The 26737-nt window shown below is 58.8% G+C and carries 21 protein-coding genes and 2 pseudogenes; 8 read left to right on the top strand and 15 right to left on the bottom strand.

The window, feature by feature from the left end; genetic code table 11:
• The 7 genes and pseudogenes from ACZ9BX_RS24225 to ACZ9BX_RS24255 all read right to left on the bottom strand — a co-directional run bounded on the left by ACZ9BX_RS24225 (position 1) and on the right by ACZ9BX_RS24255 (position 7581).
• Complete coding sequence (locus ACZ9BX_RS24225; protein WP_476220605.1) at positions 1-612, bottom strand: alkylhydroperoxidase domain protein; 612 nt, start codon at positions 610-612, stop codon at positions 1-3.
• A 12-nt stretch (positions 613-624) separates the two neighbouring features.
• The gene (locus ACZ9BX_RS24230) at positions 625-1257 is read right to left on the bottom strand and encodes a CMD domain protein (protein ID WP_476220606.1); all 633 of its coding nucleotides are present in this window, start codon (positions 1255-1257) and stop codon (positions 625-627) included.
• A gap of 31 nt (positions 1258-1288) precedes the next feature.
• Positions 1289-2338: a putative FMN-dependent luciferase-like monooxygenase gene (locus ACZ9BX_RS24235; protein WP_476220608.1), complete on the bottom strand. Its 1050-nt coding sequence runs from the start codon at positions 2336-2338 to the stop codon at positions 1289-1291.
• Entirely contained in the window at positions 2335-4035 is a 1701-nt protein-coding gene (locus ACZ9BX_RS24240) for a dipeptide ABC transporter ATP-binding protein (protein WP_476220609.1), read from the bottom strand. Before ACZ9BX_RS24240 ends, ACZ9BX_RS24235 begins: the two co-directional genes overlap by 4 nt.
• On the bottom strand, positions 4032-4949 hold the full coding sequence (locus ACZ9BX_RS24245) for an ABC transporter permease (protein ID WP_476220610.1): 918 nt from the start codon (positions 4947-4949) through the stop codon (positions 4032-4034). The genes ACZ9BX_RS24240 and ACZ9BX_RS24245 overlap by 4 nt, the downstream gene beginning before the upstream one ends.
• Positions 4946-5890 (bottom strand): ABC transporter permease, encoded by a 945-nt coding sequence (locus ACZ9BX_RS24250; protein ID WP_476220611.1) that lies wholly within the window; start codon positions 5888-5890, stop codon positions 4946-4948. The genes ACZ9BX_RS24245 and ACZ9BX_RS24250 overlap by 4 nt, the downstream gene beginning before the upstream one ends.
• A 54-nt stretch (positions 5891-5944) precedes the next feature.
• Positions 5945-7581 (bottom strand): annotated as a pseudogene (locus ACZ9BX_RS24255) (TIGR04028 family ABC transporter substrate-binding protein).
• 93 nt (positions 7582-7674) lie between these two features.
• Between ACZ9BX_RS24255 and ACZ9BX_RS24260 the strand changes: the two are divergent.
• From ACZ9BX_RS24260 to ACZ9BX_RS24270, 3 genes are all read left to right on the top strand, one after another.
• Complete coding sequence (locus ACZ9BX_RS24260) at positions 7675-7917, top strand: hypothetical protein (RefSeq protein WP_476220612.1); 243 nt, start codon at positions 7675-7677, stop codon at positions 7915-7917.
• Between the two features lie 432 nt (positions 7918-8349).
• Positions 8350-8814, top strand: coding sequence for a hypothetical protein (locus ACZ9BX_RS24265; RefSeq protein WP_027511497.1), 465 nt, complete (start codon positions 8350-8352; stop codon positions 8812-8814).
• Positions 8815-8873: 59 nt separating this feature from the next.
• Complete coding sequence (locus ACZ9BX_RS24270) at positions 8874-9410, top strand: CYTH domain-containing protein (protein ID WP_476220613.1); 537 nt, start codon at positions 8874-8876, stop codon at positions 9408-9410.
• Here the strand turns inward: ACZ9BX_RS24270 and ACZ9BX_RS24275 are convergent.
• The 3 genes from ACZ9BX_RS24275 to ACZ9BX_RS24285 are packed head-to-tail and all read right to left on the bottom strand — an operon-like array spanning position 9373 to position 12134.
• A complete protein-coding gene (locus ACZ9BX_RS24275; protein ID WP_476220615.1) occupies positions 9373-10308 on the bottom strand; it encodes a DUF2950 family protein in 936 nt (311 codons plus the stop codon). The genes ACZ9BX_RS24270 and ACZ9BX_RS24275 overlap by 38 nt on opposite strands.
• A 33-nt stretch (positions 10309-10341) precedes the next feature.
• Complete coding sequence (locus ACZ9BX_RS24280; protein ID WP_476220616.1) at positions 10342-11772, bottom strand: DUF3300 domain-containing protein; 1431 nt, start codon at positions 11770-11772, stop codon at positions 10342-10344.
• A gap of 47 nt (positions 11773-11819) precedes the next feature.
• Positions 11820-12134, bottom strand: coding sequence for a hypothetical protein (locus ACZ9BX_RS24285; RefSeq protein WP_476220617.1), 315 nt, complete (start codon positions 12132-12134; stop codon positions 11820-11822).
• Between the two features lie 326 nt (positions 12135-12460).
• On the opposite strand from ACZ9BX_RS24285, the pseudogene ACZ9BX_RS24290 reads away from it, so the two are divergent.
• The 4 genes and pseudogenes from ACZ9BX_RS24290 to ACZ9BX_RS24305 all read left to right on the top strand — a co-directional run.
• A pseudogene (locus ACZ9BX_RS24290) lies at positions 12461-12631 on the top strand (DUF3302 domain-containing protein); the annotation flags it as partial.
• A gap of 121 nt (positions 12632-12752) precedes the next feature.
• Positions 12753-14441 carry a SulP family inorganic anion transporter gene (locus ACZ9BX_RS24295; RefSeq protein WP_476220618.1) on the top strand — a complete coding sequence of 563 codons (1689 nt, stop codon included), beginning with the start codon at positions 12753-12755 and terminating at the stop codon, positions 14439-14441.
• 32 nt (positions 14442-14473) lie between these two features.
• Positions 14474-15310, top strand: coding sequence for a polyphosphate kinase 2 (gene ppk2 / locus ACZ9BX_RS24300; RefSeq protein ID WP_476220619.1), 837 nt, complete (start codon positions 14474-14476; stop codon positions 15308-15310).
• A gap of 40 nt (positions 15311-15350) precedes the next feature.
• Complete coding sequence (locus ACZ9BX_RS24305; protein WP_476220621.1) at positions 15351-16508, top strand: AI-2E family transporter; 1158 nt, start codon at positions 15351-15353, stop codon at positions 16506-16508.
• A 444-nt stretch (positions 16509-16952) separates the two neighbouring features.
• Here the strand turns inward: ACZ9BX_RS24305 and ACZ9BX_RS24310 are convergent, their stop codons facing one another.
• Both ACZ9BX_RS24310 and cax read right to left on the bottom strand, forming a co-directional pair.
• Positions 16953-17264 (bottom strand): potassium channel family protein, encoded by a 312-nt coding sequence (locus tag ACZ9BX_RS24310; protein WP_179213857.1) that lies wholly within the window; start codon positions 17262-17264, stop codon positions 16953-16955.
• Positions 17265-17477: 213 nt separating this feature from the next.
• Positions 17478-18572: a calcium/proton exchanger gene (gene cax / locus ACZ9BX_RS24315; RefSeq protein ID WP_476220622.1), complete on the bottom strand. Its 1095-nt coding sequence runs from the start codon at positions 18570-18572 to the stop codon at positions 17478-17480.
• 1184 nt (positions 18573-19756) lie between these two features.
• On the opposite strand from cax, the gene ACZ9BX_RS24320 reads away from it, so the two are divergent.
• A complete protein-coding gene (locus ACZ9BX_RS24320) occupies positions 19757-21538 on the top strand; it encodes a hypothetical protein (protein ID WP_476220623.1) in 1782 nt (593 codons plus the stop codon).
• A 179-nt stretch (positions 21539-21717) separates the two neighbouring features.
• On the opposite strand, the gene ACZ9BX_RS24325 is transcribed toward ACZ9BX_RS24320, so the two are convergent.
• From ACZ9BX_RS24325 to ACZ9BX_RS24335, 3 genes are all read right to left on the bottom strand, one after another.
• A complete protein-coding gene (locus ACZ9BX_RS24325; protein ID WP_476220624.1) occupies positions 21718-22329 on the bottom strand; it encodes a TetR/AcrR family transcriptional regulator in 612 nt (203 codons plus the stop codon).
• A 141-nt stretch (positions 22330-22470) separates the two neighbouring features.
• Complete coding sequence (locus tag ACZ9BX_RS24330) at positions 22471-25581, bottom strand: efflux RND transporter permease subunit (protein WP_476220625.1); 3111 nt, start codon at positions 25579-25581, stop codon at positions 22471-22473.
• The gene (locus tag ACZ9BX_RS24335) at positions 25581-26693 is read right to left on the bottom strand and encodes an efflux RND transporter periplasmic adaptor subunit (RefSeq protein ID WP_476220627.1); all 1113 of its coding nucleotides are present in this window, start codon (positions 26691-26693) and stop codon (positions 25581-25583) included. Before ACZ9BX_RS24335 ends, ACZ9BX_RS24330 begins: the two co-directional genes overlap by 1 nt.
• Positions 26694-26737: the final 44 nt, after the last annotated feature.

Below are 26737 nucleotides of genomic sequence, written 5' to 3' on the forward strand. Positions count from 1 at the left end.
TCAGAATGCAGCCGCAGGTGTTGGCTCGCCGAGCGAGAGCATCAACCGATTGGCCCAATTGAAGAAGGCGGCACCATGGATGGTGTCGGCAATTTCCAGATCGTTCAGGCCTTCGGACCGCAGCCGGGCGATTTCTTCTTCGCCGAAGGCAGATGGTGTCGCCGTCAAAGCTACCGAGGCCTCAACGATTGCATTCCACCTGCGGCTGCCGAGGTCGGTATGCGTTCCTTGGTCGAGGAGGCGCTGGACATCGCTGGTACGCTTGGAATAATGCGACGCGAAACGGGAATGGACCGAGGCGCAGAAAATGCAGCCGTTCACCCGCGACGCAGCCGTTGCCGTGAGCTCCCTATCGGCTCGCGGCAGACCGGCCGTCGTGTTGCAGAAGATGTCCTTGTCGGTCTTCGTGCGAGCCTCTAGAATCTCCGGATCGCGTGCAAGCAGCATGAAGTAAGCCGACCTGGCGCGCGATGGATCAACAAGCCCGGCCCAATGCCGGTCGGTCAGTTCCTCTTCTGCGAGAGGCGCCAGCCAGGGTGTCCAGCCGATCTCGGCCTGTGTGAAGGCGGTGGGGCGGTTTTCGAGCTCAGGATGGATTGCAGTCTCGGTCATGTCATCTTCTCCTTATTCGGCTGCTGCTGAAGCAAGTGTCCCCTCGCCCGCCTTGGACAGCGCCGAAAGCCCTCTGACCACGCGGATCTGGAATGCAAGGAAGGCGACGATCTGCGAGAGCGTCACGATCGCCGTCGTGTTCCATCCGGCATCTAGCAGTTTTTGCAAGGCAGCCGGAGAGGCCTCTCGTGGCCGGAAGACGAGCAAGTGGCTGTGGTCCAACGCGGCGGAAAGCCTGGTCCCGAGAGCGACACGGCCGAAATCGGAAACCTCGAAGATCAGGCCCGACTTGTCTTCAACCGATAGAGGTCCAGCGAGATACTTGCCATAGGGGCCATGCGTGCGCCCCTTCTCGACCTCTGCTCTGACGGCTGCGGCAAGAGAAGCGCCGCCCGTCGTCTCAATGATGCCGGCCGTGTAGAATTCCGCCACCGCTCTTGCATCGTGCAATCCGGCAACGAAGGCCGCAACGGCAAGCCGTTCCACCCGCAAGAAGTCTACTTCCTGTACCGGTTCGAAAAGTGCGAGATAGCTCTTCTGCGCATTTGCGCGGGTTTCCGGCCGTTCCGCGCGAATGCGGTCGACGAAGGATCCGACGCGGATGCCGGCCAGAAGATCGATGACGTCAGGTGTCGAGGAGGTCATGGTCGTTACCCTTTCCTGGATAGCCGAAATGTCAGGCGGTGGCTGCAAGCCGCCGTTCCTGGTGAAGCGGCGCTTGGCGCATCCAGCCAAGCGCAGGCGCCACGATTGTTGCGGTCAGTTCCAACGAACGCAGAATGTGCTCATGCGGTGGGTCGACCGAATGCACCTGGAAAACGAGATCGGTCACCCGCGAGAGCGCGGTATCGGCCTTCAGAGACGCAATCACGTCGTCCGGTGTGCCGACATGTACGTCGAAAGCGTTGATTAGGTCTTCTGTCGTCGTACCCGTGATTTTATGGCCGCTTGCGATGAAGCGCTCGACGCTGCGCCTGAGCCCGAGATCGGCAAAATGCAGCGCCTCTTTCCTGTCATCGGCGACAAAGAGACTGCGGGAGCCGAGAATGCGCGGTTCGCGGCCGTCGGGAAGCGCTTCGAGATAGGTATCGATGATCGGATTCTGTAGCTCCCAAAGCTCTGAATGCGGCGCCTCGGGCTGACGCGGCTGCGTACGCGAGAGCATCAGACCATCACCGTCGCGCCCGGCACGCTCGCCGCCGCCAACGGAAAAGGTCGCCTGCCAGATGCGGTCGAGCAGGTGCGGCGCATCCGGATAGAGGCGGTTGCCGCCTTCCAGCTCGCGACCGGCCCAGGCATCGCGCACCGTTTTCAAGCTCTCTGCGTACACTGCGGCGCGATCGGCACTTTGCAAACCGAACGGCAGAAAGGCTGCAGGCGTTCCGCCCGTGCCTAAACCGATTTCAAGGCGGCCATTCGAAAGGATATCGAGAACCGCCGTGTCCTCCGCAACACGAACGGCATTCTCCATCGGAAGCGTGATCACGCCTGTTCCGAGCCGGATGCGCGATGTTCTGGCCGCAAGTTCGGCAAGGAAGACAAGGGGCGAAGGAAGTCCCCCTTCTTCACCATCGAAGTGGTGCTGGGCAATCCAGGCGCTATCGAATCCGAACTTTTCCGCATGGATGACCTGCTCGGCGACCAGCCGGTAGCGGGCGGCTGGATCGGTCTGGTCGAGTACGCGACTGAAAAAGCCGAGGCGCTTCGGCTGGACGGGATATGTCATGGATTCGTTCCTGCATCGGTCAATGACGGCCGCCTGGGGATCGGCGGATATTTCTTTCCGGGAATGGCATCGATCAGTTCTCGTGTGTAGGCGCTCTGTGGATGACCGAAGACATCCTCCACCGGTCCGCTGTCGACGAGCTTGCCATCCTTCAGCACCGACACAGTGTCAGCGATCTGCCGGACCACCGCGAGATCATGGGAGACGAAAAGATAGGTCAGCCCAAGCTCCCGCTGCAGTTTGTCGAGCAATGCCAGGATCTGCGCTTGCACGGTGACGTCGAGTGCAGAAACCGCCTCGTCGAGAACCAGGATCTGCGGATCAAGAACCAGCGACCGGGCGATCGCAACGCGCTGCCGCTGTCCGCCGGAAAGCGCATGAGGCCTGCGTTGCAGCATATCGAGCGCGAGCCCGACCCTTTCGATTGTGCTTGCGACCCGCTCGGCCCTCTCAGCGCGCGGAATTGGGTCGAAATTCAGCAGCGGTTCTTCAACAATCCGGGCAATGGTCTGGCGCGGATCAAGTGAACCGAACGGGTTCTGATAGACGAGCTGGATCCTCTTGCGGAACAGCCTGAGCGTTTCGCCGCGCAGCGAAGCAAGGTCGAGCCCGTCGACGATCACCTTTCCGGCCGTCGGCTTCTGGAAGGCCGCGACGGTGCGGATTGTCGTTGTCTTGCCGGACCCCGATTCACCGACGAGCGCATGCGTCGTGCCGCGCCGAACCCGGAACGAGACGTCGTCAACGGCGCGAAAGTGGCCATTCTGTCCGCCGAGGCCGAAATCCTGGATCAGATTTTCGACAATGATGATATCGTCCGACTCTGTCGCTGGTGCTCCGGCAGCGGCTGGCACGCGCCGTCGACCGGCATTGAGGGACGGCGCGTCGGCAAGAAGCTGTCGCGTATATGCACTTTGCGGCGCCCTCAGGATATCGCCGGTACGGCCTTGTTCCTGAATGCGGCCATGCTGCAGCACGACCAGCTTGTCGGCCCGGTCGGCGGCAACTCCGAGGTCGTGCGTCACCAAAAGTAGCGCCGTCCCGTATTCACGGCGCAGGTCGTCGATGAGATCGAGAATATGCTTTTGGACCGTCACATCGAGCGCGCTCGTCGGCTCGTCAGCGATAATCAGCGAGGGTCTCAATGCAATTGCGATCGCGATCAGCACACGCTGCTTCATGCCGCCGGAAAGCTCGTGCGGATACTGCTGGGCGCGCAACGTCGGCTGATAGAGGCCGACGCGCCCAAGTAGTTCGATTGCCTGAGCATAGGCGACCGGGCCGGAAGCCTCGTGGTGGATTGCGAAAATCTCCGCCACCTGTTTGCCGATCGTCTTGACCGGATTGAGCGCGTTGCCCGGATCCTGCGGTATCAGGCTGACGACCGAACCGCGAATGCCGTCCAACCGCTTCTCAGGCCAGCCGGCAATCTCTTGCCGGTTCAGCCGGATGCTGCCTTTCTCGAGGCGACCGTTTTCCGGAAGAAGGCCGATGATTGCCTGCGCCGTCGAGCTCTTCCCCGACCCCGACTCGCCGACAAGCGCCACGACCTCGCCCGGATCGACGCGGAAATCGATCCCACGCACCGCAGTATGCGCTCCGTTTCGATCGCTGTAGGACACTGTCAGCCCCGATACTTCGAGGACTGCGGAGGGCTGGGTCGCGCCGTTCGGGCGATTGACTGGTTGGATCGTCATCTCTGCACCTTTCCGATTGCCTGGCTGATCCGGTTTGCCGAGAGCACGACGAGCACCACGGCGATGCCGGGTGCAGCCGTCAGCCACCATGCGGTTGCGATATAGTTGCGGCCTTCGGCAATCAGCAGGCCCCATTCCGGCGTCGGCGGTGGCGCGCCGTAGCCAAGAAAACCAAGTGTCGCAAGTTGCAGGATGGCCGATCCGACCTGCAGCGCCGCAAACGCGATGACTGAAGTCAACGAATTCGGAAGGACGTGGCGCCACAGTACGTTCAGGAAGGTGCCGCCGCTGCCGAAGGCAGCCTCGACGTATTCGCTGCGGCGCACCGTCACGACCTCGGAGCGCACGATGCGGGCAAAACTTGCAATCGACGTCACGCCGACGGCGATGGCAGCGTTTGTCGTGCCGAAGCCGAGAAGGATGATGATGCTAAGCGACAGCAATAGCGCCGGGATCGAGAGCAGCACATCCATGAGACGCATGATGACCCCGTCAACCAAGCCGCCCGAGGAACCCGCAAGAAGGCCGAGCGCGGTGCCGATGGCAAAGCCGATCGCGACGGCGGCAAGTGCGCCGGAAAGCGTGTGAACCGAGCCATAGACGAGCCTCGCATAAAGATCTCGGCCGAGTGAATCCGTGCCAATCAAGTGCGCCGCGCTAGGCGGCTTCAACTGCTGACCCGCAAGCCCCTGGATCGGGTCATAGACTGTAAAAAGCGCCGGAGCGACAGCCCATAGAAGCACAACAGCCAGGCTCAGAACAGCAAGCGCAAGGCCCGGCTGGACGCGGACGCCGCGCCTTTTCCCTCCGGCGATCCGCGGCGCCTCATCGACCGCGGGCGCTGCCGGGATCCAATCGACCGGATTGGGACTGTCGATATTGAGGTGCCGTTCTGCACTGTCGAGACGGGTCATTGCGCGGTCCCTAATTTGGTTCGCAGTCGCGGATCGAGCACGGGATAGAGCAGATCGATCGCGAGGTTTATGGTGACGAAGGCGGCGGCAGATATCACGACGATCGCCTGCAAGACGGCGACATCCTGGAAATTCACCGCCTGTTCGGCGAGGCCGCCGATCCCGTTGAGACCGAAGACGGCTTCAGTAACGACGGCACCGGCAAGCAGTTCGCCGAAAAGCACACCGGCGACCGTCAGCACCGGTAGCAATGCATTCTTGGCGACATGACGCCACAACACCCAGGAATGCGATGCGCCCTTGGCGCGCACAACCGCCACGAAGGGACGCGCCAGGACCTCATCGACATTCCGAAGCAGTATCTGCGCCATCGGCGCGGAAATCGGAACGGCAACGGTCAGGACGGGAAGGATCAGTCCCTCCCATGGGCCGGGATTGATGACCGGAACGAGCTTGAGGCGGAACGAGAATATCTGGATCAACATGATGCCGAGCCAGAAGGTGGGAACGGAGACGAACAGCGAGGGGATCGAATGGATGAACGAATGCAGCCGGCCAAAGCCCGAAATGTTGGAAAAGATCGCAAGAATGACGGCGAGGATTAAAGCGGCGGCAAAGCCGTACCCTGCAAGTCGGATGGTCGAAGGCAGATTGGCGGCAAGCTGCGCGCTGACGGCGACACCGCGCTGCAGCGAGTAACCGAAATTGCCGGTCAGGAAATTGCCGATCGTTTGGAGATATTGTGACGCCAGAGACCCGTCTGCCGCGTAGGCCGCACGGATGTCGGCCAGTTGTTCCGGGCTGAGGCCATATTCGGGGCTTTGGAACTTGATCAGCACCGCGTCACCAGGCATTGCCTGCAGCAGCACGAAGGAAATCGTAAAGGCAGCCCAGAGCACCAGAAGCGCCTGCCCTATGCGTGAAAGAACATATCTTGCCATGGCAAACTCCGTCTCAGCGGGCGCAGCCCGGCGCCTTACCGGGCTGCGAACTCATCAGTGCTCCGCAAGCCAAGCGCTGTAGAAGCTCGGGCGGCCGACCGCCTCGAACGTAATGCCCTGCACATAAGGTGCACCGGCAAAGGCCTGCGGCTCTTCGAAGATCGGGATGGCATAGGCCCGGTCGATCACGTAGGTCTGAACCTCGCCGGCGATCGCGAGGCGCTTGGCACGATCAGGTTCGGAAGAGAGCTGCTCAAGCAAACCGTTCAGCTTGCCGTCGGCAAAGGACTTCACCTTGTCGCTCAATCCGCCCTTCTGGCGAAGCACGTCGCGGTTCTTCGGATAGTATTGGCTCTTGATGACGTCGGGATCGGCGCGGCCGACCATCGCCGGCGAAACGGGCGTCTTTTCCGGATCGAGATCATCGACTGTCTTGCTGCCGGCATCGCCTGCAAGGACGTTCAGCGTCACGCCAAGTCTTGCCCATTGCTGCGCGACCAGTTGCAGCGTTTCCTTGTTCTGCGGCTGCGGCGGAGATTCATAAGCTGTCAAGATAAGCTGCTGGCCGTCTTTTGCGCGCGCGCCATTGGCACCGACCTTCCAGCCGGCATCATCGAGCAGTTTTGCTGCTTCCGCAGGATCGTAGGCGAGCTTGGCGGACAGATCGACATAACCCTGCGCCGTCGAAGCGATGATCGACTTTGCCTGCGGGTAGTTGGCAGAAAAGAGCGTCGAGACGATCTCTTGCGTATTCGTGCCGTGCAGTAGCGCCTGGCGAACGCGCAGATCGGCGACAAACGGATTGTCCGGGCGAAAGACAACGCTGTTGTTCACGCCGCGTGTGGGTGGCGCATAGATCTTGAAACCCTGGCTTTCGACCTGCTCTTCGTCATAGGCCTGCACTTGGCGGATGAAATCCGCCTGGCCAGAGAGCAGCGCGCCGATGCGCACGCTGTCCTCGCCGGTAATGACGTATTTGATGCCATCAAGATAGGCGCGACCTTGATGTTCGAGCTTCGCCGGGCCCCAGTTGTAATCTTCGCGGGCCTTCAACGAGAGCTCCTTGCCGATCGTTTCGCTTTCGACGACAAAGGGGCCTGAGCCAATGATCTCGGTTGCATCACCGAGCTGTTCGAAGGGTAGAGTCAGCGTCTTGTGCGAAACCAGGCCGGAGCCGATGACCGACGTTCCCTGCAGAAAGCCCGGCGACGGTCTTTTGAAGTAGAATTTTACAGTCAGCGGATCGATGACTTCGGAATGGTCGTAATTGTTGATGACTTCCGAAACCGCTGCTTCAGCACTCTATTGCCAAGACCAAAGGTGTCGTAGTTCTTCGCAACCGCATTCGCATCGAGCGGCGACCCGTCCGAGAAGGTCACGCCTTTGCGGAGCTTGAAGGTATATTCCGTCGCATTATCGTTGACCGTCCAGGATTCCGCGATCCAGGGCTCGATCTCGAGCGTCTTCGGATTCTGATAGGTCAATTTATCAGTAATCTGATTGAGCACGCCACCATTCGGATAAAAGCCTCCGGCCGGCGGATAAAGATTGGTGTGCGGCTGCTGCTCAAGATAGATCAGCGTGCCGCCGTTTTCCGGTTTGGCCGCATCTTCCGCGAGACCCGCAGAAGCAGAAAGCGCAAGCGACAATGCCCCAATTAAAGTCGCTGCTCCAAAATGTGTGATGCCCATGTTTATCTCCCTCAGATGAAATATGGCTGAAGGATATGGCTTCTATCTAATAATCCATAGAATTAGTGTTCTATTTTGCGCATTCGAGATGAAATGAAGAACCACGCAGCAACGAAAACCGGCAATATCCGGCAAACGGGGACGCCCTATCGGCACGCAAATTTTGCCTACGATCGCTCGCAGCGCTTCCTTGCAGGCTGCCTTGGCGAGATCGGCAACAGTCGGCTGTTACCAAACCGCCGGCTGATCGACGGGCTTAAGTTTTGTTGGTTGGGGGCACGCAACCAACGATTCCTGCGATTGGTCGAGCGCGAAATACCGAAATTGGCCGCGTAAAACGATCGCTAGCGACCACACAAAGCGGATTCACGCTATAGCCCGCCCAAATCTAAGCATCATCGGCATTCTTTGATCAGCCCCACCGTTTCCTGATCGAGACGCACGTGTTTCCAACTGCTGATTCCGACGAAGCCGCCCCCTTGTACCGAGATGATTGCGCCCCCCCCGAATTCCGGGATGATCTCGCCCCCTTGAAGCTCGGGGTCTTGATTGTTTTGAGTTGACGTCGCCTTGAGTCAAGATTTTCGGGGCTGATTTCGCCGCAAGCTTTCCCCGGATAGGCCGATACGGTGGCTGTTAAACGGGCGCAACGTGAGCAATCCGAAAGCCAAGCGTAACATACCGTATACTACCCCGGGGGAGGCGTATTTTACTGCCTTAGCGCCTTCAATCGTCCTATCATCTCCTCAAATTTCGGAGGACATGGCGATGACTGCAAGCGAGACGACCCCTCAGCCGATGACCAGCGCCGAAGAGCTGCGCAAACGGGCCCTCGAACTTCAGCTTCTGGAGATGGAGCGCGACGAAAAGATCAAGGCTCGTGAAGCAAAGAAGCATGCCGAGTTCTTGGAGGACTTTTTCCGCAAGCAAATCAGTGAAAATGAACGCACCATCATCAAGCGCCTGGTGATGAAAGCCGCCGCAGACGGGAAATACGAGGCGATGATCTTCAGCTTCCCGTCCAGTCTCTGCACGGACAGCGGTCGAGGCATCAACAACAACCTGCCCGGTTGGCAGAACACCTTGCAAGGCAAGGCAAAGGAGTTTTACGATCTCTTTCAAGAAGTCGCAAAGCCCCGGGGCTACGGCCTCAAAGCCGTGATCATCAATTTCCCGGGAGGCATCCCCGGCGACGTCGGCTTCTTCCTGACCTGGCAGCCGCCCGTCGAATGATGACCCGAGCAGGCGGTCGCTCGGTGCTCGGTTGACGCTCGCAGGGCGGGAGGATGGTCGTGAAGACGATCGAAATCGAGCGAAAGTTTCTTGTCCGAAACAACACATGGCGTGCTGACGCCACCGCTTCGCATGCTTTCCAGCAGGCGTATCTCTCGCACGGGAGCAAAAATACGGTGCGCGTGCCCATAATCGACGGCCTGTCGGCTCGCCTGGCTGTGAAATTTGGCAGGCGTGGGCTCAAGCGAGAGGAATATGAATACGAGATTCCTGTTGCCGAAGCGCAGGAGCTTTTACGCCACGCGAACGGACGCGTGCTCGAAAAGAGGCGATATGACGTTTCGCATAAGGGCAGAATCTGGGAGGTCGACGTTTTCGGAGGTGCCTATCAGGGGCTGACGATCGCAGAGATCGAAATGTCTACCGAGGACGACAAGCCCATCCTGCCCCGGTGGCTCGGACGGGAGGTTACAGGCGACATGCGATTCTCCAACCGCACGATGGCCACCCATTCGTTCGCCAGCCCCGCACTCACGCACGCGGCTACGGGCATCGGAACTAATCACGCACGATCGTCCAGTTGGAGTCGGGATTGAAGTCTTCGATCGCCGCGGCCCGCTCTTCCGTCCGCGGCCCCAGGTCGCGCTGGTAGATGATGCTCACCCCATTGATGATAAATGTCTGCACGCCGGTCACCCGATATTTGACCGGCCAGGCAAGCAACGCAAAGCCCGTGGTCATGTGGCCGTTGACGATATAGCTTTGTTTTCCGCCGAGCACATTGTCCCCTTGTCCCGTCAGGATGCGATAGCGATATCCAAAGTAGCCCTCGCCTCGCTTGGCTCTATCGAAGGCGGCCGTCTCGACCAGAGCACTTGCCGGGCTTTCTGCACCATACACGCTCGGATCCCAGTACAGACCGTCGGCCTTGCCGGGGCTGCTGATCAACCTCTGGGCATATTCGTAAATGCCATCCCCGTCGCGATCCTCGGATGCATATTCCCCCTGGGCTATGACATAGTCGTGCATGGTCTGGATTGTTGCGAGTTCATTCGCGCCGATGCGGCGGTTGACGATTTCCTGTAACCCGACCTGAGTATCGAATGCCCACTTGCCATCCTTGTCCTGCGACAGGGGGAAGGGCAACGGCCACAAAACATCTCCCACCTGAACGATCTGGCGATCTCCCAGAGCCTGAAGACGCAACTGCCGCGCAGCGCCTTCGCGGATGATACCATAGCTGGTCATCGCCTCATTGCTGGACCGCAGCTTGGCAACATCCAAGCCAAGGAGCTTTGCCAAACCGTCGAGATCGTCGTCGCTCAGCACGGTTTTGAACCGCTGAAGCGCCGCCGATGGATCGTCGAACGATGGCGGGGTTCCAGCCGCAAACTCCGAAAGGTTCGTCTGCATCTGAGCCGTGGACGGGCCTGCGAAAGCCACGGAGAGAGCCGTTCCGAGCAGCAGCGGGATCAATCTCAACTGTAGTCTCATGGTTTGTCTCCGGTAATCTGAAAGGCTGGGAACCTACCGCCGGCCGCCGCCGCGGCCACCACCGCCACGCCCGCCGCCACCGCGACCGCCGCCGCCTTGCATCCTCGGAGGCGGACGATTGGCAACGCGGGGCGCACCGCGATGCCCGCCTCCCATGCTCTGCCCTCCTCGCTTGGAAGCAACCGCTTCGCGGCGGCCGGACTGCACGTTGCCGAGCGCGCTTGGCTGACGCGAACGATTGTCCGGTCGCGCCGCCATCTTCTTTGCGCTTGGCTTCTTGCTGGCCTTGGCGGCCGGTTTTGATGGACGGTTCGCAGCAGTGGCCGGGCGATTGGCCGCATTATCTGGACGAGCATCCGGACGGGATGCGCCTGGTCGATTGGCGGCGACATTTCCCGCCTGCGATCTCGGATTTGCCTTCAGGCCTTCTGCCGTGCTCTTGCGGATGTCGTCAGCACGGGCGCTGATACCTCCGGTGCCTGGCCCGATGTTGCCCTGGCGGTTGCTAACCTTGTTCTTGATCTGGTTGCGGTTGTCGGACTGGAGGCTGGACTTGATCGCCGAACGATCGAGATTGGCGATCTGATCCTTTCCGATACTCAGCTTGCTTCGGTCCACTTTGGTCCAGTCGACGTCGTTCCACTTCACCTTGCCATTGAAATCTCGATCGTTGAAGCAGTTGTTGCAGTCGATGTCGACGTCACCACCCCAATCGCCGCCCCACACGCCCCAATCGTCCCAGTTAACGATTGCGGCCCATGCGACCCCGGTTATCGCACCAGCGAAGAATGCGGCGCCTGGATAGTAGTAGCTGTCGTAGGGATCGGGATAGTAGGAGATCGGCTCGATCGCGTAGCCCGGTTCATAGAACATTTCCGGGGGGTACTGCGGGATGTAAACCTTCTCCGGATTGGTCGGCCTTATGACGATATTTTCGTTTTCCGTGAAAACAGTCACCTTATCGTCCGTCTTGATGATGTCCTTTGCCACCGCCTCGTCGCGAAGCTGCTGAATGGCAATAAGCACGTCCTTTTGCTGATTGGTGAGTGCACTGGCAAGCGACTGCGTCCAATCGAGATCGTCGCTCATCATCTTGACGATATCGGGATAATTCAAAAGCGAGATGACGCTGCCATCCCAATCGTCTTTCGGCTTGAGATCGGCGTCCTTCTTTTTGGCCTCCAGGAAGCGGGCTGCCTCCACGACTTCTAGCGGAAACAGCGACGCCGCCGAGATCGCGGCGACCAGCTCATCCGGATAAAGGGCGATGCGGGCCACAAGCATCTCGAGCTCGTCCTCGGAAAGCAGGTCGGTTTCCGCCCCGGCCTCGACAGTCTGCGCGGACGCGGGTTTTGGTTTTGGTGTCGGTGTTGGTGCCTGCGAGTACGCCAGGGGGCCTGGATGCAGCGATATGATTGCGAGGGCGGAGAGTCCGCCGAGCAGTCTGCGGGAAATTGCTTTCATCGCGCATCGGTCTCCTATCAATCAAACCAGCTGCTATGATGCGTGCCTCACGGAGAGTTTGGTCTGGTGTTCGGTGGTCGCCTGAGCATCACGATCTTCGACTGGGCGAGCGCCTCTCTCATTTCCAACAAAAGGGCATCGACCAGGGCGGCATATTCTTGCCGCCGCGCTTCCCGCAGGCCGTCCGGCAGGTGTTCGGCATGCGCCAAGGCCTCCTCTGCGGCAGCCAGGTCCTCGCACATGCTGTGAAATGCTTCATTCACATAAAAGAGCCGCTGCACCAGCCTCTTTTGGTCAGGGAAATGTGTCTCGGCCGTCTCGAGAATCGACCAATGGGTCAAGTTGCTGTTTCCCGGAGTCATCCCCTCCTCCGCCATCGAAGCGCGTTAAGCAGATCGGCACACTATATACTAGCTGCAGAGGGCGGAGGCGTAACTTACGCGATTATACGTTGGCCAGGCTTCCCGACGGGCAAAACCGGTTCGGCGTGCTGAACAAATCCCGCATCCCTAAGCGAGTCGGCCGCAGCGGCCATTCGTGGTCATCCTGCAGCAGCGATCCGCCTTGATCGCATCGATAGAGGTTACACGATGCTACGGGCCTTTGGACCAAAGCGGGTCTAATATTTATGGTCGACGGTCGATAGCGACCGAACGGCTCGGCTGGGCCAAGCCGAAAAGGAGGGGCCGTGTTTCTCGACTATTTTGCCTTGGGCGTGCTGGTCTTCGTCGTCGTCACCTTGTTCTACGCGGTGATCGCGATCCACGACATTCCGCATCTGATGGCCAAGGCGCGAAACCATCCTCATCAGGACGCGATACATGTCGCGGGATGGGTCAGCCTTTTCACGCTCCATGCGCATGAGCAGTTGGATGAACTACGTGTTTCTCGAACACTGAAGTAAGACGCCGGTCCCTTCGATCGTCGTCGATGCGACGGAGGGAAACAGGAGCCAAGGACAAAGTGATAAGGAGCAAGCAGTGATAGGCAGTCTTCCGTTGTTGCGGGGCTTGGCTGGTTTCAATCGAGATTGGCTCCGCAGTGATATTCCGGCCGGGCTGTCGATTGCCGCGGTCGGCTTGCCGAGCGCCATCGCCTACCCGGCGATTGCCGGTCTGCCGCCGGAAACCGGAATTTATGCAAGCATCGTTGCTCCGATCGCCTACGCGATCTTCGGTCCTTCCCGGCTCTTGGTCGTCGGTCCCGACGCCGCCACTATGACCGTGCTTGCTGCTGCAATGGGCGTCATCATCGCAGCCGAGCCCGCTGCCGCCGGCGTCGATCGGGTTGCCATCGCATCGGCCCTGGCCCTCGGCGTCGGTGTCTTCTGCATCGCTGCGAGACTGCTGAAGCTCGGAGTCCTGGCAAGCTTTCTATCCCGTCCGATCCTCGTTGGGTTCTTCGCAGGGGTGTCGCTCTCGATCCTCGTCGGGCAGATCGGTCGCTTCACTGGGGTGAAGATCGAGTCGGATGGGCTGATTCCGCCGCTCGTCGAGATCCTCGGAAAGAGCGCCTCCATCCACTGGCCGTCGCTCCTCTTCGGCCTGTCGATGTTTGCACTGCTTTGGATCATCAAGGCAATCAACCTCAAAATCCCAGGCCCTGTTCTCGTCGTCGTGATCTCCGTCATACTCTCGGCGCTCTTCGACTTCCAACGGCACGGCATCGCCGTCGTAGGCGACATCCCGAGCGGGTTGCCGACGCTCTCCTTGCCGGCACTTTACACGATGCCTCTCGACAAGATCGTACTTGGTTCGGCTGCGATCTTTCTCGTGAGCTTTGGCGCCGGGATCGTAGCTGCGCGAAGCTTTGGGTCGCGCACCGGCGAAGACGTTGATGCAAATCAGGAGCTGATCGGCCTTGGCGCTTCCAACATCGCGCCGGGACTCTTCGGCTCCTTTCCGGTCAGCGTGTCGGATTCCCGAACCGCCATCAATCTGTCGACAGGTGGCGTCTCACAAGCCGCAGGGCTGGTTTCGGCGGCCACGCTGATTGCAGCACTTGTTTTTCTTCATAGCGCCCTGCGGATACTTCCTATCCCTGCGCTCGCCGCCATACTTGCAACGGCGGCCATCAGCCTCATCGACGTTCACGAACTCAAGAAGATCTGGCGCATCAGCCGCATGGAATTCGTCTTTGCGCTGATCGCCATGTGGGGCGCAATCAGTTTCGGCGTTCTCAACGGTGTGATCGTCGCCGTTGCCGCAACCCTCGTCTATTTGTTGCGCAAAACGATGTTTCCGCGCGACGGCCTTCTTGGCCACATCGAAGGACGGCACGGTTTCTTCGACCTCGCCCGCTTCCCGGAAGCTCGTCCGGTCGAAGGCGCGGCAGTCTTCGCGATCCAGGGCAGCATCCTATTCTACAACGCCGATTATGTGCGCATGCGGCTGATTCAGGTTGCGAAAGAGCTCGCCGCCGGAACCAGGTGCCTTGTTCTCGATGCCAGCGCCATAACGCATATCGACAGCACCGGCGCTGCAGCGCTCGACACCGTGGCCGCGGACCTTGCGAAGCGGGACATCATCTTCGCGATTGCCGACCTGAGCGAGGAAAGCAGGGGCATTCTCGACCGTGCCGGCGTCATCAAGGCGATCGGCGCTCACAACCTTTTCAATGGCAGAGAAGAAGCGCTGCGGACGCTCATAGGCAATTCCGCACGGCAGTGAATGTGGGTGACATGAAGACAATGGAGGAAGCGATGAACGAAGTATATGAGCCGCAGCAAGAGACACCAACCGAACGCAAAGGAAAGAACAAGAATCGGAAATCGTGGAGCTACAACAAGGAGATCAAACGGCTGCAGGTCGAACTGGCGCATCTGCAGGCATGGGTAAAGAAATCGGGCGCTAGGATCGTCATTATATTCGAAGGGCGTGACGCCGCCGGGAAGGGCGGCATGATCAAGCGGATAACGGAGAAGGTCAGCCCACGCGTCTTTCGCGTCATCGCCTTGCCCGCTCCCACCGATCGTGAAAAGTCGCAGATCTTTATGCAGCGGTACATTGCGCACTTGCCTGCGGCGGGCGAGGTCGTGATCTTCGACCGCAGTTGGTACAACCGAGCGGGAGTTGACCGTGTGATGGGCTTCACCAGCGAGAAGAAGGCCCAGCGCTTCCTTGAACTGGCACCCCGCTTCGAGGCCGCGATCGTGGAAAGCGGCGTCATTCTGCTGAAGTATTTCCTGACCGTCAGCGAGGAGGAACAAGACCGTCGCTTCAAGCGCCGCATCGATGACCCGGTCAGGCAGTGGAAACTCAGCCCGATGGATGTCGAGTCCTACCAGCGCTGGTGGGACTACACCCGCGCTTATGACGAGATGTTGCGGATGACCGACAGCAACCACGCGCCATGGTGGATTGTCCCGTCCGACGACAAGGAGCGCGCGCGGGTGAACTGCATCTCGCACATCCTGCAATCCATTCCCTATGAGCGCGTGAAGTTCGACGCGCCCGACCTTGGAAAGCGTCAGAAGCGACCGTCAGGCTTCATCGAGGATCACAGCATTCGGCACGTCGTGCCCGACACGACCTCGTGAAAATGGCGTCGGCTGGGACGGCCGAGGATGGGATGCGACGATGGAGCAGTCAGCAACAGATGCGACGGCGCAAGGCGCCGAAACGAGGCAAATTTCAATAGAGGCAAGAGTAAGCGACCTCGTCAGACTGGGCATCATCGGGCTCTTTGCCTATTGGACCCTGCTTCTCATCGCTCCTTTCGCGCTGATCGCCGTCTGGTCAGCCATCCTTGCGGTGGCGCTCTTTCCCATGTTCGAGGCACTTTCGAGGCTGTTCGGAAACAGGCCCGTGATTGCCGCGACTGTCATTGTCGTGGCCTGTCTCGTTTTGATTATCGCACCCCTGGCACTCGTTGCCGTCAACTTTGTCGACGCGTTACAGGCGCTCGTCGGAAAATTGCGAACCGAAAACTTTGCGTTGCCAGCAGCGCCGGCGACCATTCGCGAATGGCCGATTGTCGGTGAGCGGCTCTATGGCGCATGGAACCAGCTCGCAAGCAATCTGGCGTCGACCATCATAAAGTTTCAAGCGCCAATTCGTGAGGCCATGGGCGTCGTTATCACAAAGTTTGCTTCGATCGGCGGCGGCGTGTTGAGCTTCATCGCCTCGATCATTCTCTCCGGCATCTTTCTCACCATGTCGGCGCGCCTGGCTGTGGCAATACAGATACTTGCAAGCCGGATCGCTGGCGACAAGGGCGTCGGCTTTGCGCATCTGGCCGGAACGACCGTGCGAAATGTCTCACGGGGGGTCATAGGCGTCGCCTTCCTGCAGGCGCTGTTATCCGGGCTGTGCTTTGCCTTCTTTGGCGTTCCGGCAAGCGGAGCCTTAACTTTTCTGGTGTTTGTCCTCTGCGTGATGCAGCTTGGGCCTGCGCTCGTACTCATGCCCGTTGTCGTTTGGGCGTGGCTCTCCTGGCCGGCTTTGATCGCATTTGCCTTTACCGTCGTGGCGGTCCCCATCATGATCGTCGACAACATATTGAAGCCGATCTTGATGGCGAGAGGCCTCTCGACCCCAATGCCGGTAATACTCATTGGCGTGATAGGGGGCACCCTGTCATACGGCCTGCTGGGGCTGTTTTTGGGGCCGGTCGTTCTCAGCGTCTTCTATGAACTGCTGAGAGCCTGGGTCTGGCCCTCAGAGGCATCAAGCGGACCGAGAAGTGCTCGGGACATAAGCGTGACCGGCGAGCCGGATCGTACGAAGACACAATAAACTCGTGTCATCTCATCAGAAGACGAAATATTTCTATCCTCCAAGGGAACTATCTTCCACTCCCAAGTGCTTGTTCTTGCAAGTGATACGAAATCGTTGGAACGACAGATCGTTCCATCTGAGGTCTGCATCAATATATTTCACAATGGGACGTTCGGCCGGATCACCTGTATAAGAATTACATGGCCGCCCGGAAGCAGTGCGATGTGCTTTTAAATGGTAGCATTGATCATCAATTGTTCTCGCTTGGATCAATCCGTCGATGACGCCGTAAGTGGCAACGCTATGAGCCCTGTTAGGCCAAGGCGGCCCTCTGTCCCGATGATCAGGAACTACCGCAAAGAATGGTGAGCGATTCGCCCATACTCCCCGAATAAGCCCGGCAGAAGTCCGATATACAAGAGAGATCGTCCCCAAGGCGTCCCAAATTTCCCGCGGATGTCTCTATTCCGCGCTGTCCCGGTCGGTCGCGTTCAAAGCCTTCACCGTGACAGCTGCAACGATGCCAGTCAGCACAATTCCCGCAAAACCGATCACCAATGCCAGCACCCGCGCCGCGACATGTTTGGGCGTAAAGTCGCCATAGCCGATGGTGAGTCCTGTTACGAAGGTAAAGTAGAGGGCTTCATCGATCCGCCAATTCTCTATGCGCCAAATTGCAAGCCCGGATCCAACCATTACCGAAATGATTCCGGACAGGATTGGCCAGATCACACGAAGCTGCTGGACGAGCGCGATGAAGAATAGGCGCCTCATTTGCTTCGGGAGGCGCGGCTCGCTGCCTGTTTCTGTCGGCACGACTTTCGACCTTTCTGAGGTTCATCGTCAGGAGAGCCGTGAAGGGTGAGACCGGAAACATCTCGGGATCCTTATCCAACCGCCAACAGGCGCTAATGCATCCGTCCGCTCCTACTTACTGCAAGTGATGGCCCTTGCCCCAGGGACGCGAGACTTTATCGCAGATCGGTTTCACCGCATCGCCGGGGGCAAGACATACAGCGTCATGGCGAAGATCATATAAACCATCAACGCCAATACGCCGACAAACCATGCGGACCGCCCGCTGTTGGTGACGAACATCGCGGTGACGGTCGCAAGGAGCACCATCACCACAGCACCCGGCCAGAACTGCAGGTCCATCGGCGACGGGCCGATCAGGTAACTCAACAAGACCAGGACGGGTGCGACGAACAACGCGATCTGGGAAGCGCTCCCCAGTGCGATACCCACGCTCAAGTCGAGTCGGTTCTTGCGTGCAGCGGAAAACGCCGAGGCCATTTCGGCGGCGCCGCCAACCAGTGCGACGACGATGAAACCGACAAAGGCAGGGGTCATTCCGAACGCTTGGGCTGCCTTTTGCACGGACTCGACGAAAATCTCACTCACCAGCGCCACGAGCACGGTGACACCGGCAAGTGTGGCCAGGGCCAGGCCGATCGGCCATGGCACTTCGCCTGTTTGGGTATGATCCGCTCCGGCGAAAATCTCACGATGCGTCCTGAGCGTGAACAGCAGGCCCAGTCCGTATCCAGCCATGAGCAGAACGGCCAAGCCAAGGCTGAGTTTTTGGGCTGCTGCAGCAGCTGATGTCGAGTCCGCTCCGGCAACCGCCGAAGGCATCAGCAGGGCGATTGTGGCCAAAAAAAGCAGGCCCGATTGAAGACGTGCGCTGGCTCGGTTGAACTCCTGGAAGTGATACTTGAGCCCGCCAAGCAGAAACGACGCCCCCAACATGAACAGCGTGTTGGTGACGATCGCGCCGGCGATGGATGCCTTCACCAACGTGTACTCCCCGGCGCGCAGGGCAGCCAGCGCGATGACCAGTTCGGTTAGATTTCCCAAGGTGGCATTGAGCAGCCCGCCGGCGGCGTCACCCGTCTTGGCGGCAACGGATTCGGTAGCGTGACTTAGCAACCCAGCCAGCGGCACAATGGCGAGCACCGACAGGACGAAGAGCACCGTGTGAGCTTCGGGGACGAGTATCGCAGCAGCGAACACCACCGGCACAGCGGCCAGTAACCATAGCATTGGGCTGTCGCGAATCTCTTTCAAAAGGAGGTTCAATTGCGCACTCCCGTTCGGTCACCCAGCCGGATGGGTCTTCGTCCCGCCAATGCAGTGATTGCGGACAGCGATGACCTCTTCCAGCGCGCACTCAATGCCACTTGTCCGATCGAGCTGAAGCTCGGATTGCCTCGACCTGCTCTGCACTACCAGGGTACCTGACGACCAAAAACCGGTTGGTATGAAATGTCCGCACAGCTTTCGGCAAGTTTTCAGCCCAATTCATCCTTCGGTGTTCCTTGCGACACTCCTGAGCTATCGCAGCAGCGATCGCAGTTCAAACAACCGGGGCCAACTTCCTGATCGCGCCTACCCCCTCGGAAGATGATGCATCCCTTCACTTCTAGATTAGCCGAATAATGAGGCGGCGGCATTGAGCCGGATCAACGGAAACAAGACCGATCCAATCCGCGAAGGAGTATCCCACCTTGGGCGCCGGCGCGGTGTCGGCACGATGCTATCTCCAATAGATGTTACGCGATGCCACACTGATCATACGTCCAAAGATGATAATGTCATAGAGGGTCAACGGGGACCGGCAATTGAACTCCGGGGGCGAGGGATCATTGATGTCGTTTGAGACGGAGATGCCGCTTCTAGCCAGGCACGGATCTGCCTTTTTGAGTGCGACAGTGAGCGGTTCGTCGAGGCAGCCAGAGAACCGGATTTGGCAAGTCTATGACCTCATGCCGGACGCTGTGTCTTCCTCAACGGCGGCTATAGAATCTCGACCTGCAACAGGACGGCAGCGCGTTGTTTGGTTATTTGTTATGACGAGGACGAGTTGATCGGCCGTGAGATCGGTTTCGTCTGGCAAGCGGTGCGTACGACTGAAAGGACGTTGGGCCTATCACAGCTCGGTGCGCGCCGGAATAGCGATGATCAAAGAGCGGAGAGACGCTTCCGACGTTTTTGACGATTGTCAAAGAGGAAGGCGCGAAAGACACCTCAACAAATGTGATGGCCAAGATGGGAGCACACGCAATCTAGCGGAACTCAGGCGGATGGTCATAACTTTGTACGGGATCGTACATCCGCTCACGAATATGACGGCCTCGTCCCGAACCCGCAGCCTGCCTTCATCAGGCGACTCAAATTCAATTGTTGCTACCACTCATAGCTCTAAGATATTATAAGTTAGAAATGCCTTAAATAATGGGCATGATCCCGCTTGGGGGGCGATCATGAACAGCGCAGAGGTCAACCGTTTCAGCAGCCCTGGACCAACGGCAGAAGAAGTCTGCCAGCAACTTGAACGGGTCTTTTCAAGCGGGGAATTTCATTCGACGGAGCGAGGCCGAAGGTTCCTGCAATTCATCGTAAGCGAGACGTTGGCAGGACGATCGGAGTTCTTGAAGGCCTTTACGATTGCAAATGATGTCTTCGGTCGAGAGGTTTCATTTGACGCACAGAATGATCCCGTCGTCAGGATCGAAGCTGGGCGAATTCGAAGGGATCTCGAACGTTATTATCTCGTCGCTGGACAGACCGACCCGGTAGCGATCACCGTGCCCAAGGGCGGATATGTGCCGCATTTCGAATACACTCATCACCCGGAAGTGCCGGCATCGCCGGCGCCAAGCCCCGATGCTCTGAAAGACGTCGGATCCGTCAACCATGAACGTCTATTTCCCAGACCTGACCGCTCGAAATTACTGATCGCGCTCATTCTCGGGACCATTCTGATGATCGCCGCAGGTGCTCTCTATATCTTCCTCGCGCCTGAACGTTCTGTCTCGGGCGAAGCCCTCTCCGGGACATCGCCAACGGAAGCATCCGGGCCAAAGGTTGTCGTTGAAGCTTTCAAGGAAGGTCGGCCCGTGGATACAACTTTCGACATCGCGCATGGCCTGAGGGACGAAGTTATTGGTCAACTCGCAAAGTTCGATGACATCGTCGTGATCGCGGATCCATCCAAGGCCGATCGTGCAGGTACTGCTGGCTACGCGCTGCAAGGCAGTATTCAACTAGACGGCGAAAGGCTGCGTTCTATCGCCCGATTAGTGCGTCAATCGGATGGCGCCGTCATCTGGGCCAACAACTATGATGCGGATCTTCGTGCTCAGAGCAAACTCGCGATTCAGGCCGACGTCGCAGAGCAGATCGCGAGCGCCGTTGCTCAGCCATATGGTGCCATTTTCCAGGCTGACACCGAAACAATCGCCCGGCAGCCGCAGAACGGAGATTCGGATGCCTACGCCTGCACCCTGGCCTATTACAGCTATCGCCGGTCGATGAACGCTCAGAGCCATGACACGGCACGCGATTGCCTGCAACGAGCGACGCAGCGGTTTCCCAAGAGCGCCACGTCGTGGGCACTTCTGTCTCTTACCTATCTGGATGAGATGAGATTTCGCTATAAGCTCGGCACATCGTCCACAGTCCACCCGCTCGAACTCGCCGCCAGTGCCGCAGAGCGCGCGGCAGCGCTTGCTCCCAATAATGCGCGCGTCCTCCAGGCCCTTATGCTGGTGAGCTTCTTCAGGGATGACATCGAAAAAGCTTTGCAGACCGGCGCGGCGGCCTATGCCATCAACCCCAACGACACGGAAGTCGCCGGTGAGTACGGCTTGCGGCTAGCAATGTCCGGAAAGTGGGAATCAGGCTGCGAGCTGGTTTCCAGCGCGATCAACAAGAACGCCAGCCCTGAGGGGTATTACGAAGTTGGCATGGCATTATGCGCCCTCATGAGGAACGACATTCAGGCCGCGGAACTGTGGTCCCGCATGTCCGATTTGCAGTATAATCCCATGCATCGCCTCGTGCTCCTGTCGATCCTTGGCGCGGAAGGAAAGACGACCGACGCCCAGCAGGAACAGGATTGGCTCAACGCCAACGCGCCCGAGTTGATGAACAACGTCCGCCGGGAAGTCTCCCTTCGCCTGCAACGGCCGGAAGATCAGGACAAATTCTTCAGCGGACTGCGAGCCTTGGGCATCGCCATTGAGTCCACCCGGACAGAGTAAAGACCCAGCCGGACGTGCAGATGAAAGATATTTCCGTCGACGACATAGGTCATTGCCCGCCCAGGCCTGTGCTGAAGCGGCATCCGTTGCGGTTTGCTGAGCCTGCAGCTGTCGAAGTCTCTTCAGTCGCGCCGGGGCACGGCGCGTGCCGGTGCGGGCGGATAGCCGGACAATGCTAGTCAGAACCCGCCGAGAGCCTTCAGAATGAAGCGGATCTGCTCACGCAGACCTTCTTCTGTATCTTCGCCGTTTTGGACCCGCTGCTCGACGAGAACGGGGTGGTAGAACGGCGTGACGGCGTTCATCACACTTCGGGCGGCTTGCGCGGCATCATCAACACTAAACTCGCCTGCTTCGATCCCCTCTTCTACGATCGTCTCGATGATCGCCACGAGCTGGTCGCTATGGGCTCTGATGATCGCCCAGTTCTCCTCCGTTGCGGCGACGATCAGATCGTGGACCGGTTTCTCTTGGATGAACGTCGTTCTCCTTTTCTGGTGGAGGATATTCAAAAGATTTACGAGCTTCTCCTGAGCCGGCACCTGCATCCGTGCGATCGAATTTGCGAACTGAGCAGTTTCCGCGAAGAAGCGGCCACAGATCGACCTGTTGATTGCCGCCCTTGAGGGAAAAAAACGGTAGATATTGGCGCTGCTCATTCCGAGGCAGGATGCAATGTCGGCCACCGACGTCTTTTGGTAACCAATGCGGCGAAAGTGCTCTTCCGCCACATCCAGAATGCGCTCCCGCGAGAGGTCGACGTCAATCTCCATAGGGGTACGGCGCCTCATGACATCTCCAGCGCGAAGTCTAACCAACTGGCGTTCCTAGACGTCTCTGATTTTTGCCGGCGACCCGCTTCCCTGACGCGTGCCGGTTGGCACGGAAGCGACCACTGAAAAGCCGGAGGATTTTCCTGCACACGAAGGCCCCTACTCGGCGGCCATTGCTGTCGGTGGTTCCAGTCCTTCAATTGTCTCCCCGTGGCTGTCTTCGTTCGTTGGCTTGATCCGGAACCACACAGCGTACAGTGCCGGAAGGAAGAGCAAGATCATCACTGTGCCCGCCGCCGTTCCGCCAATCAGTGTATAGGCCATCGATCCCCAGAACACCGAATGGGTCAACGGTATGAAGGCCAGGACCGCTGCAAGCGCGGTCAGGATGACAGGGCGTGTCCGCTGCACAGTCGCTTCGATGACGGCGTGATAGTCGTCGAGACCGGCAGCTTGATTTTCCTTGATTTGCTCTGTCAGGATCAGGGTGTTGCGCATGAGGATACCCGCCAATCCTATCAAGCCGAGAATGGCGTTGAAGCCGAAGGGCTGATTGAACAGAAGCAACGTGGGGACCACCCCGGCAAGTCCGAGGGGTGCGGTCAACATGACCATCGTCATCGTTGACAGGCTGCGCACCTGGAGGATGATGACGATCAACATGGCTGCAATCATAAGGGGGAAGACTTGGACGAGTGCGACATTGGCCTTGAGCGATTCCTCGATGTTTCCACCCATCTCGATGCGATATCCAACGGGGAGCGATGCGATGAGTGGCTGAAGTGCCTTCATGACTTGCTGTGAGACCTCCGGGGGTTGCGTCGCCTCGTTGATGTCGGCTCGTATCGTGATAACCGGCGTTCGATCGCGACGTTTCAGGATTGGTTCCTCAAACCGGATCTCGGAATGCCCGATCTGATCGAGTGGAACCTGACGGCCATCCCTGCTCATGAGCGAGAAATCGCCCAGCCGTGAAGGATCAAGCCGGTTGTCACCTGCGCTGCGTGCGACAACGGGCACGTTACGGATGTTGTCGCGCACCTGGGTGACAGGGATGCCGCTGAGCAGCAACTGCATCTGCTGGGCTGCCTCAGAGGGTGAAAGACCGATCAGATTGAGCCGACCCTGATCGGGGACAAACCGCAGCACCGGGGTTCGGTTGCCCCAATCCCGGTTAGCCTGTCGGACATCAGGCACAGCTTTCATAATTGTCAGGGCCTGTTCAGAAATCTTGTAGAGTTCATCCGGATCCGGTCCCATGATCCGAAACTCGACCGGAAACGGCGTGTAGGGCCCAAATACAAGCTGCGTTACGCGCACGGATGCCTCAGGAACAAGCCCGTCCGAAACGGCCGCTCGAAGGCGGTGCTTCAAAGCCTCGCGCGCATGGGCATCCGGAGTGAGCACGACCACCTTGGCGAAGGCAGGGTCAGGCAATTCAGGCGCCATGGCGAAGAAGAAGCGAGGCGCGCCCTGTCCCACATAGCTGGTGACGATTTTTACTTCCGGCTGCGTTTGCAGCCAGCCTTCGACTTTCTCCACTGCGGCTGTCGTGGTTTCGATACTCGTACCCTCGGGCATTCGAACTTCGACCAGCACCTCGGGCCGATCCGATGTCGGGAAGAACTGCTGCTTTACGCTTCCCATCCCGGCCACCGAAACAACCATCGTGATGCCGACCACGGCGCAGGTCACAAATTTATGCCGAACCGCGAACTCGATGAGGGAGCGCAGGCGACGGTAGTTTGGAGTATCATAGATCGCGTGATGTCCACCTTCGACCGGCTTGATGTCAGGCAGCATCTTGACGCCGAGGTACGGCGTAAAGATCACTGCAACAAACCACGAAACGATCAGCGCGAAGCCCACGACCCAGAAAATGTTGCCTGCGTATTCACCTGCAGTCGATCTTGCAAAGCCCACGGGCATCAGCCCGATGATTGTGACGAGGGTGCCGGACAGCATCGGCGCCGCCGTATGGCTCCAGGCATAAGCGGCCGCCTTGACGCGGTCCATGCCCTCCTCCATCTTCACCACCATCACCTCAATGGCGATGATGGCGTCGTCTACGAGAAGGCCCAGCGCAAGGATCAACGCGCCGAGCGTGATACGATCGAAGAACCGGCCGGTTTCCAGCATAATGAGGAAGACGACGGCGAGCGTCAGCGGCACAGCAAGCGCCACAACAATGCCAACGCGCCAGCCCAGAGCGATTAGGCTTACGAAGAGCACGACGCCAAGCGCCATCGCGAACTTGAGCATGAATTCGCCGACCGCCTCGTCGATGTTGACGGCCTGATCGCTGACTTTGGTGAGCGTCATGCCGAGCGGCAGTGTCTGGGCGATCGTGGCGGACCGCGCTTCAAGTGCCTTGCCTAGGTCAAGACCATTCCAGCCTTGTTGCATCACGGCACCCAGCATGATTGTCGGCTCGCCCTCATGGCGGATGATGTAAGTCGCCGGATCTTCATACCCGCGCCGCACATCCGCTAAATCGGAGAGCTTCAACGTCCGTCCAGCCGCCACGATTGGCGTATCGGCAATCGCCTGCACGCTGTTATAGGCTCCGTCGAAACGGATGAAGACCTGCGGTCCACGCGTGTCAATCGAGCCGGCTGGCGTTACTGTGTTCTGTCTTTGCAAAGCTGCGGCGATATCCTGGGCCGATATCCCAAGTGTCGCGAGCTTGGCATAGGAAAATTCGACGAAGATCTGTTCGGGGCGCTCCCCGAGGATGTTGATTTTCTTGACCCCCGGAACATGCAGGAGATCCTGACGGATGACCTCCGCCTGCCGCACGAGGTCTCGCATCGGCATCCCCTTTGCCTTCAGCGCGTACAGGCCGAAGCTCACGTCGGAGTATTCATCATTAACAAAGGGACCAATGACGCCTGGAGGGAGATTTCGAGCCTCATCGCCAAGCTTTTTGCGAGCCTGATAGAACTCTTCCTCGACCGCACCGGGTGGCGTACTATCCTTTAACGTAACGGTTAGAAAGGCGTAGCCTGGTCGTGTCGTTGTCTCGACGCGGTCATAGTAAGTCAGTTCCTGGATGCGCTTTTCGAGAGGTTCGGCGACAAGGTCCTGCATTTCACGCGCAGTGGCACCCGGCCAAATTGAAGTGACCGTCAGGGTCTTGATGGTGAAGGAGGGATCCTCGGCGCGTCCTAGCTTGACGAACGCATAGGCTCCCGCGGCAGCCAACAGAACGATAAAGAATAAGGTAATGGCGCGTTCGCGAACGGCGATGGCTGAGAGATTGAAGCTCATCAGTTTGTCACCTCTTGCTGCGAGGCAATCCTGACAGCCACGCCATTTTCCAGAAGATGCGCGCCCAGAGCGACAACCTGCTCACCGATTCCAATGCCGGTGACAAATGCCGTCTCCTCGCCGATCCGTTTGATTTCGACTGGAGTGAACTTCACAGTGGAAGTGGCGTTGTTGACAACCCACAGACCTGTCCGGCTACCGTCGTTCAGGATGGCACCTACCGGAACGGCGACCTCCGACTGCCTGTCCGCGTCTGGGATTTTAATCGTCACCGTCGAGCCGAGTGGAGCAGAGGCGGCGGCGCCATCGAGAACGTAGCGCGCCTCGTAAGTGCGTGTTTGCGGATCGGCAGCATCGGAAATCTGTCGCAGGCGGGCTTTTCCGCTGAGATCGTTGCCTCCGTAGACGCTGGCCTCCGCTTTCGATCCTATGTCGGGTCGCAAAGTCTCGGGTAGCCAAACAACGGCTTCTCGCGGCCCTGCCTGTGCGAGTTGAACGACCGTCTGGCCTGCAGCCACGACCTGTCCGGGATCTCCAAGCGTATCGACGACGGTTCCATCCGAGTCTGCAAGAAGAACGGTATAGGTGGCTGCATTTTCGGCGACCTTAGCGTCAGCTTCAGCCGCGGCAAGCTGGGCCGAGGCCGTGTCGAGGGCTGCTTTAGCTTGTTCATACCTTTGTGGGGTGGCGGCCAATCCATTTTTCACCAACGCCGCATAGCGTTTCTCGTCGGCTTGTGCCTGGATCAGGACAGCCCGCGCTGCGACGACCGTGTTGCGCTTGGCCGTGAGTGCCAGTTGAAGATCCGTTTCATCGATCCGCATCAGGGGCTGACCCTGTCGCACCTGTTGGCCCACATCGACCATCCGCTGTACGATTTTACCGGCAACACGAAACCCGAGGTTGCTCTGTACCCGCGAAGCGACCGTGCCGGTAAAGGACCGCTCCGCTGTTTCAGTCTTCTTCGCCTCGGCCACCTTTACCAGCGGTGGAACGGTCCTCGGATCTGCGGCTTCGGCTTTCCGTTCAGTCGTTTCGAAAACGAGGAAAAAAGCAGCGGCCGCCGCCGCTCCTACGAGACCCAGAAAAGTCAGGACATGTTTGCGTTTCATTTTAAGTTCTCTTCTTGACCAGCGAACCGGATGAATTAGATTGC

It is taken from the genome of Rhizobium sp. USDA 3886, from assembly GCF_056279785.1.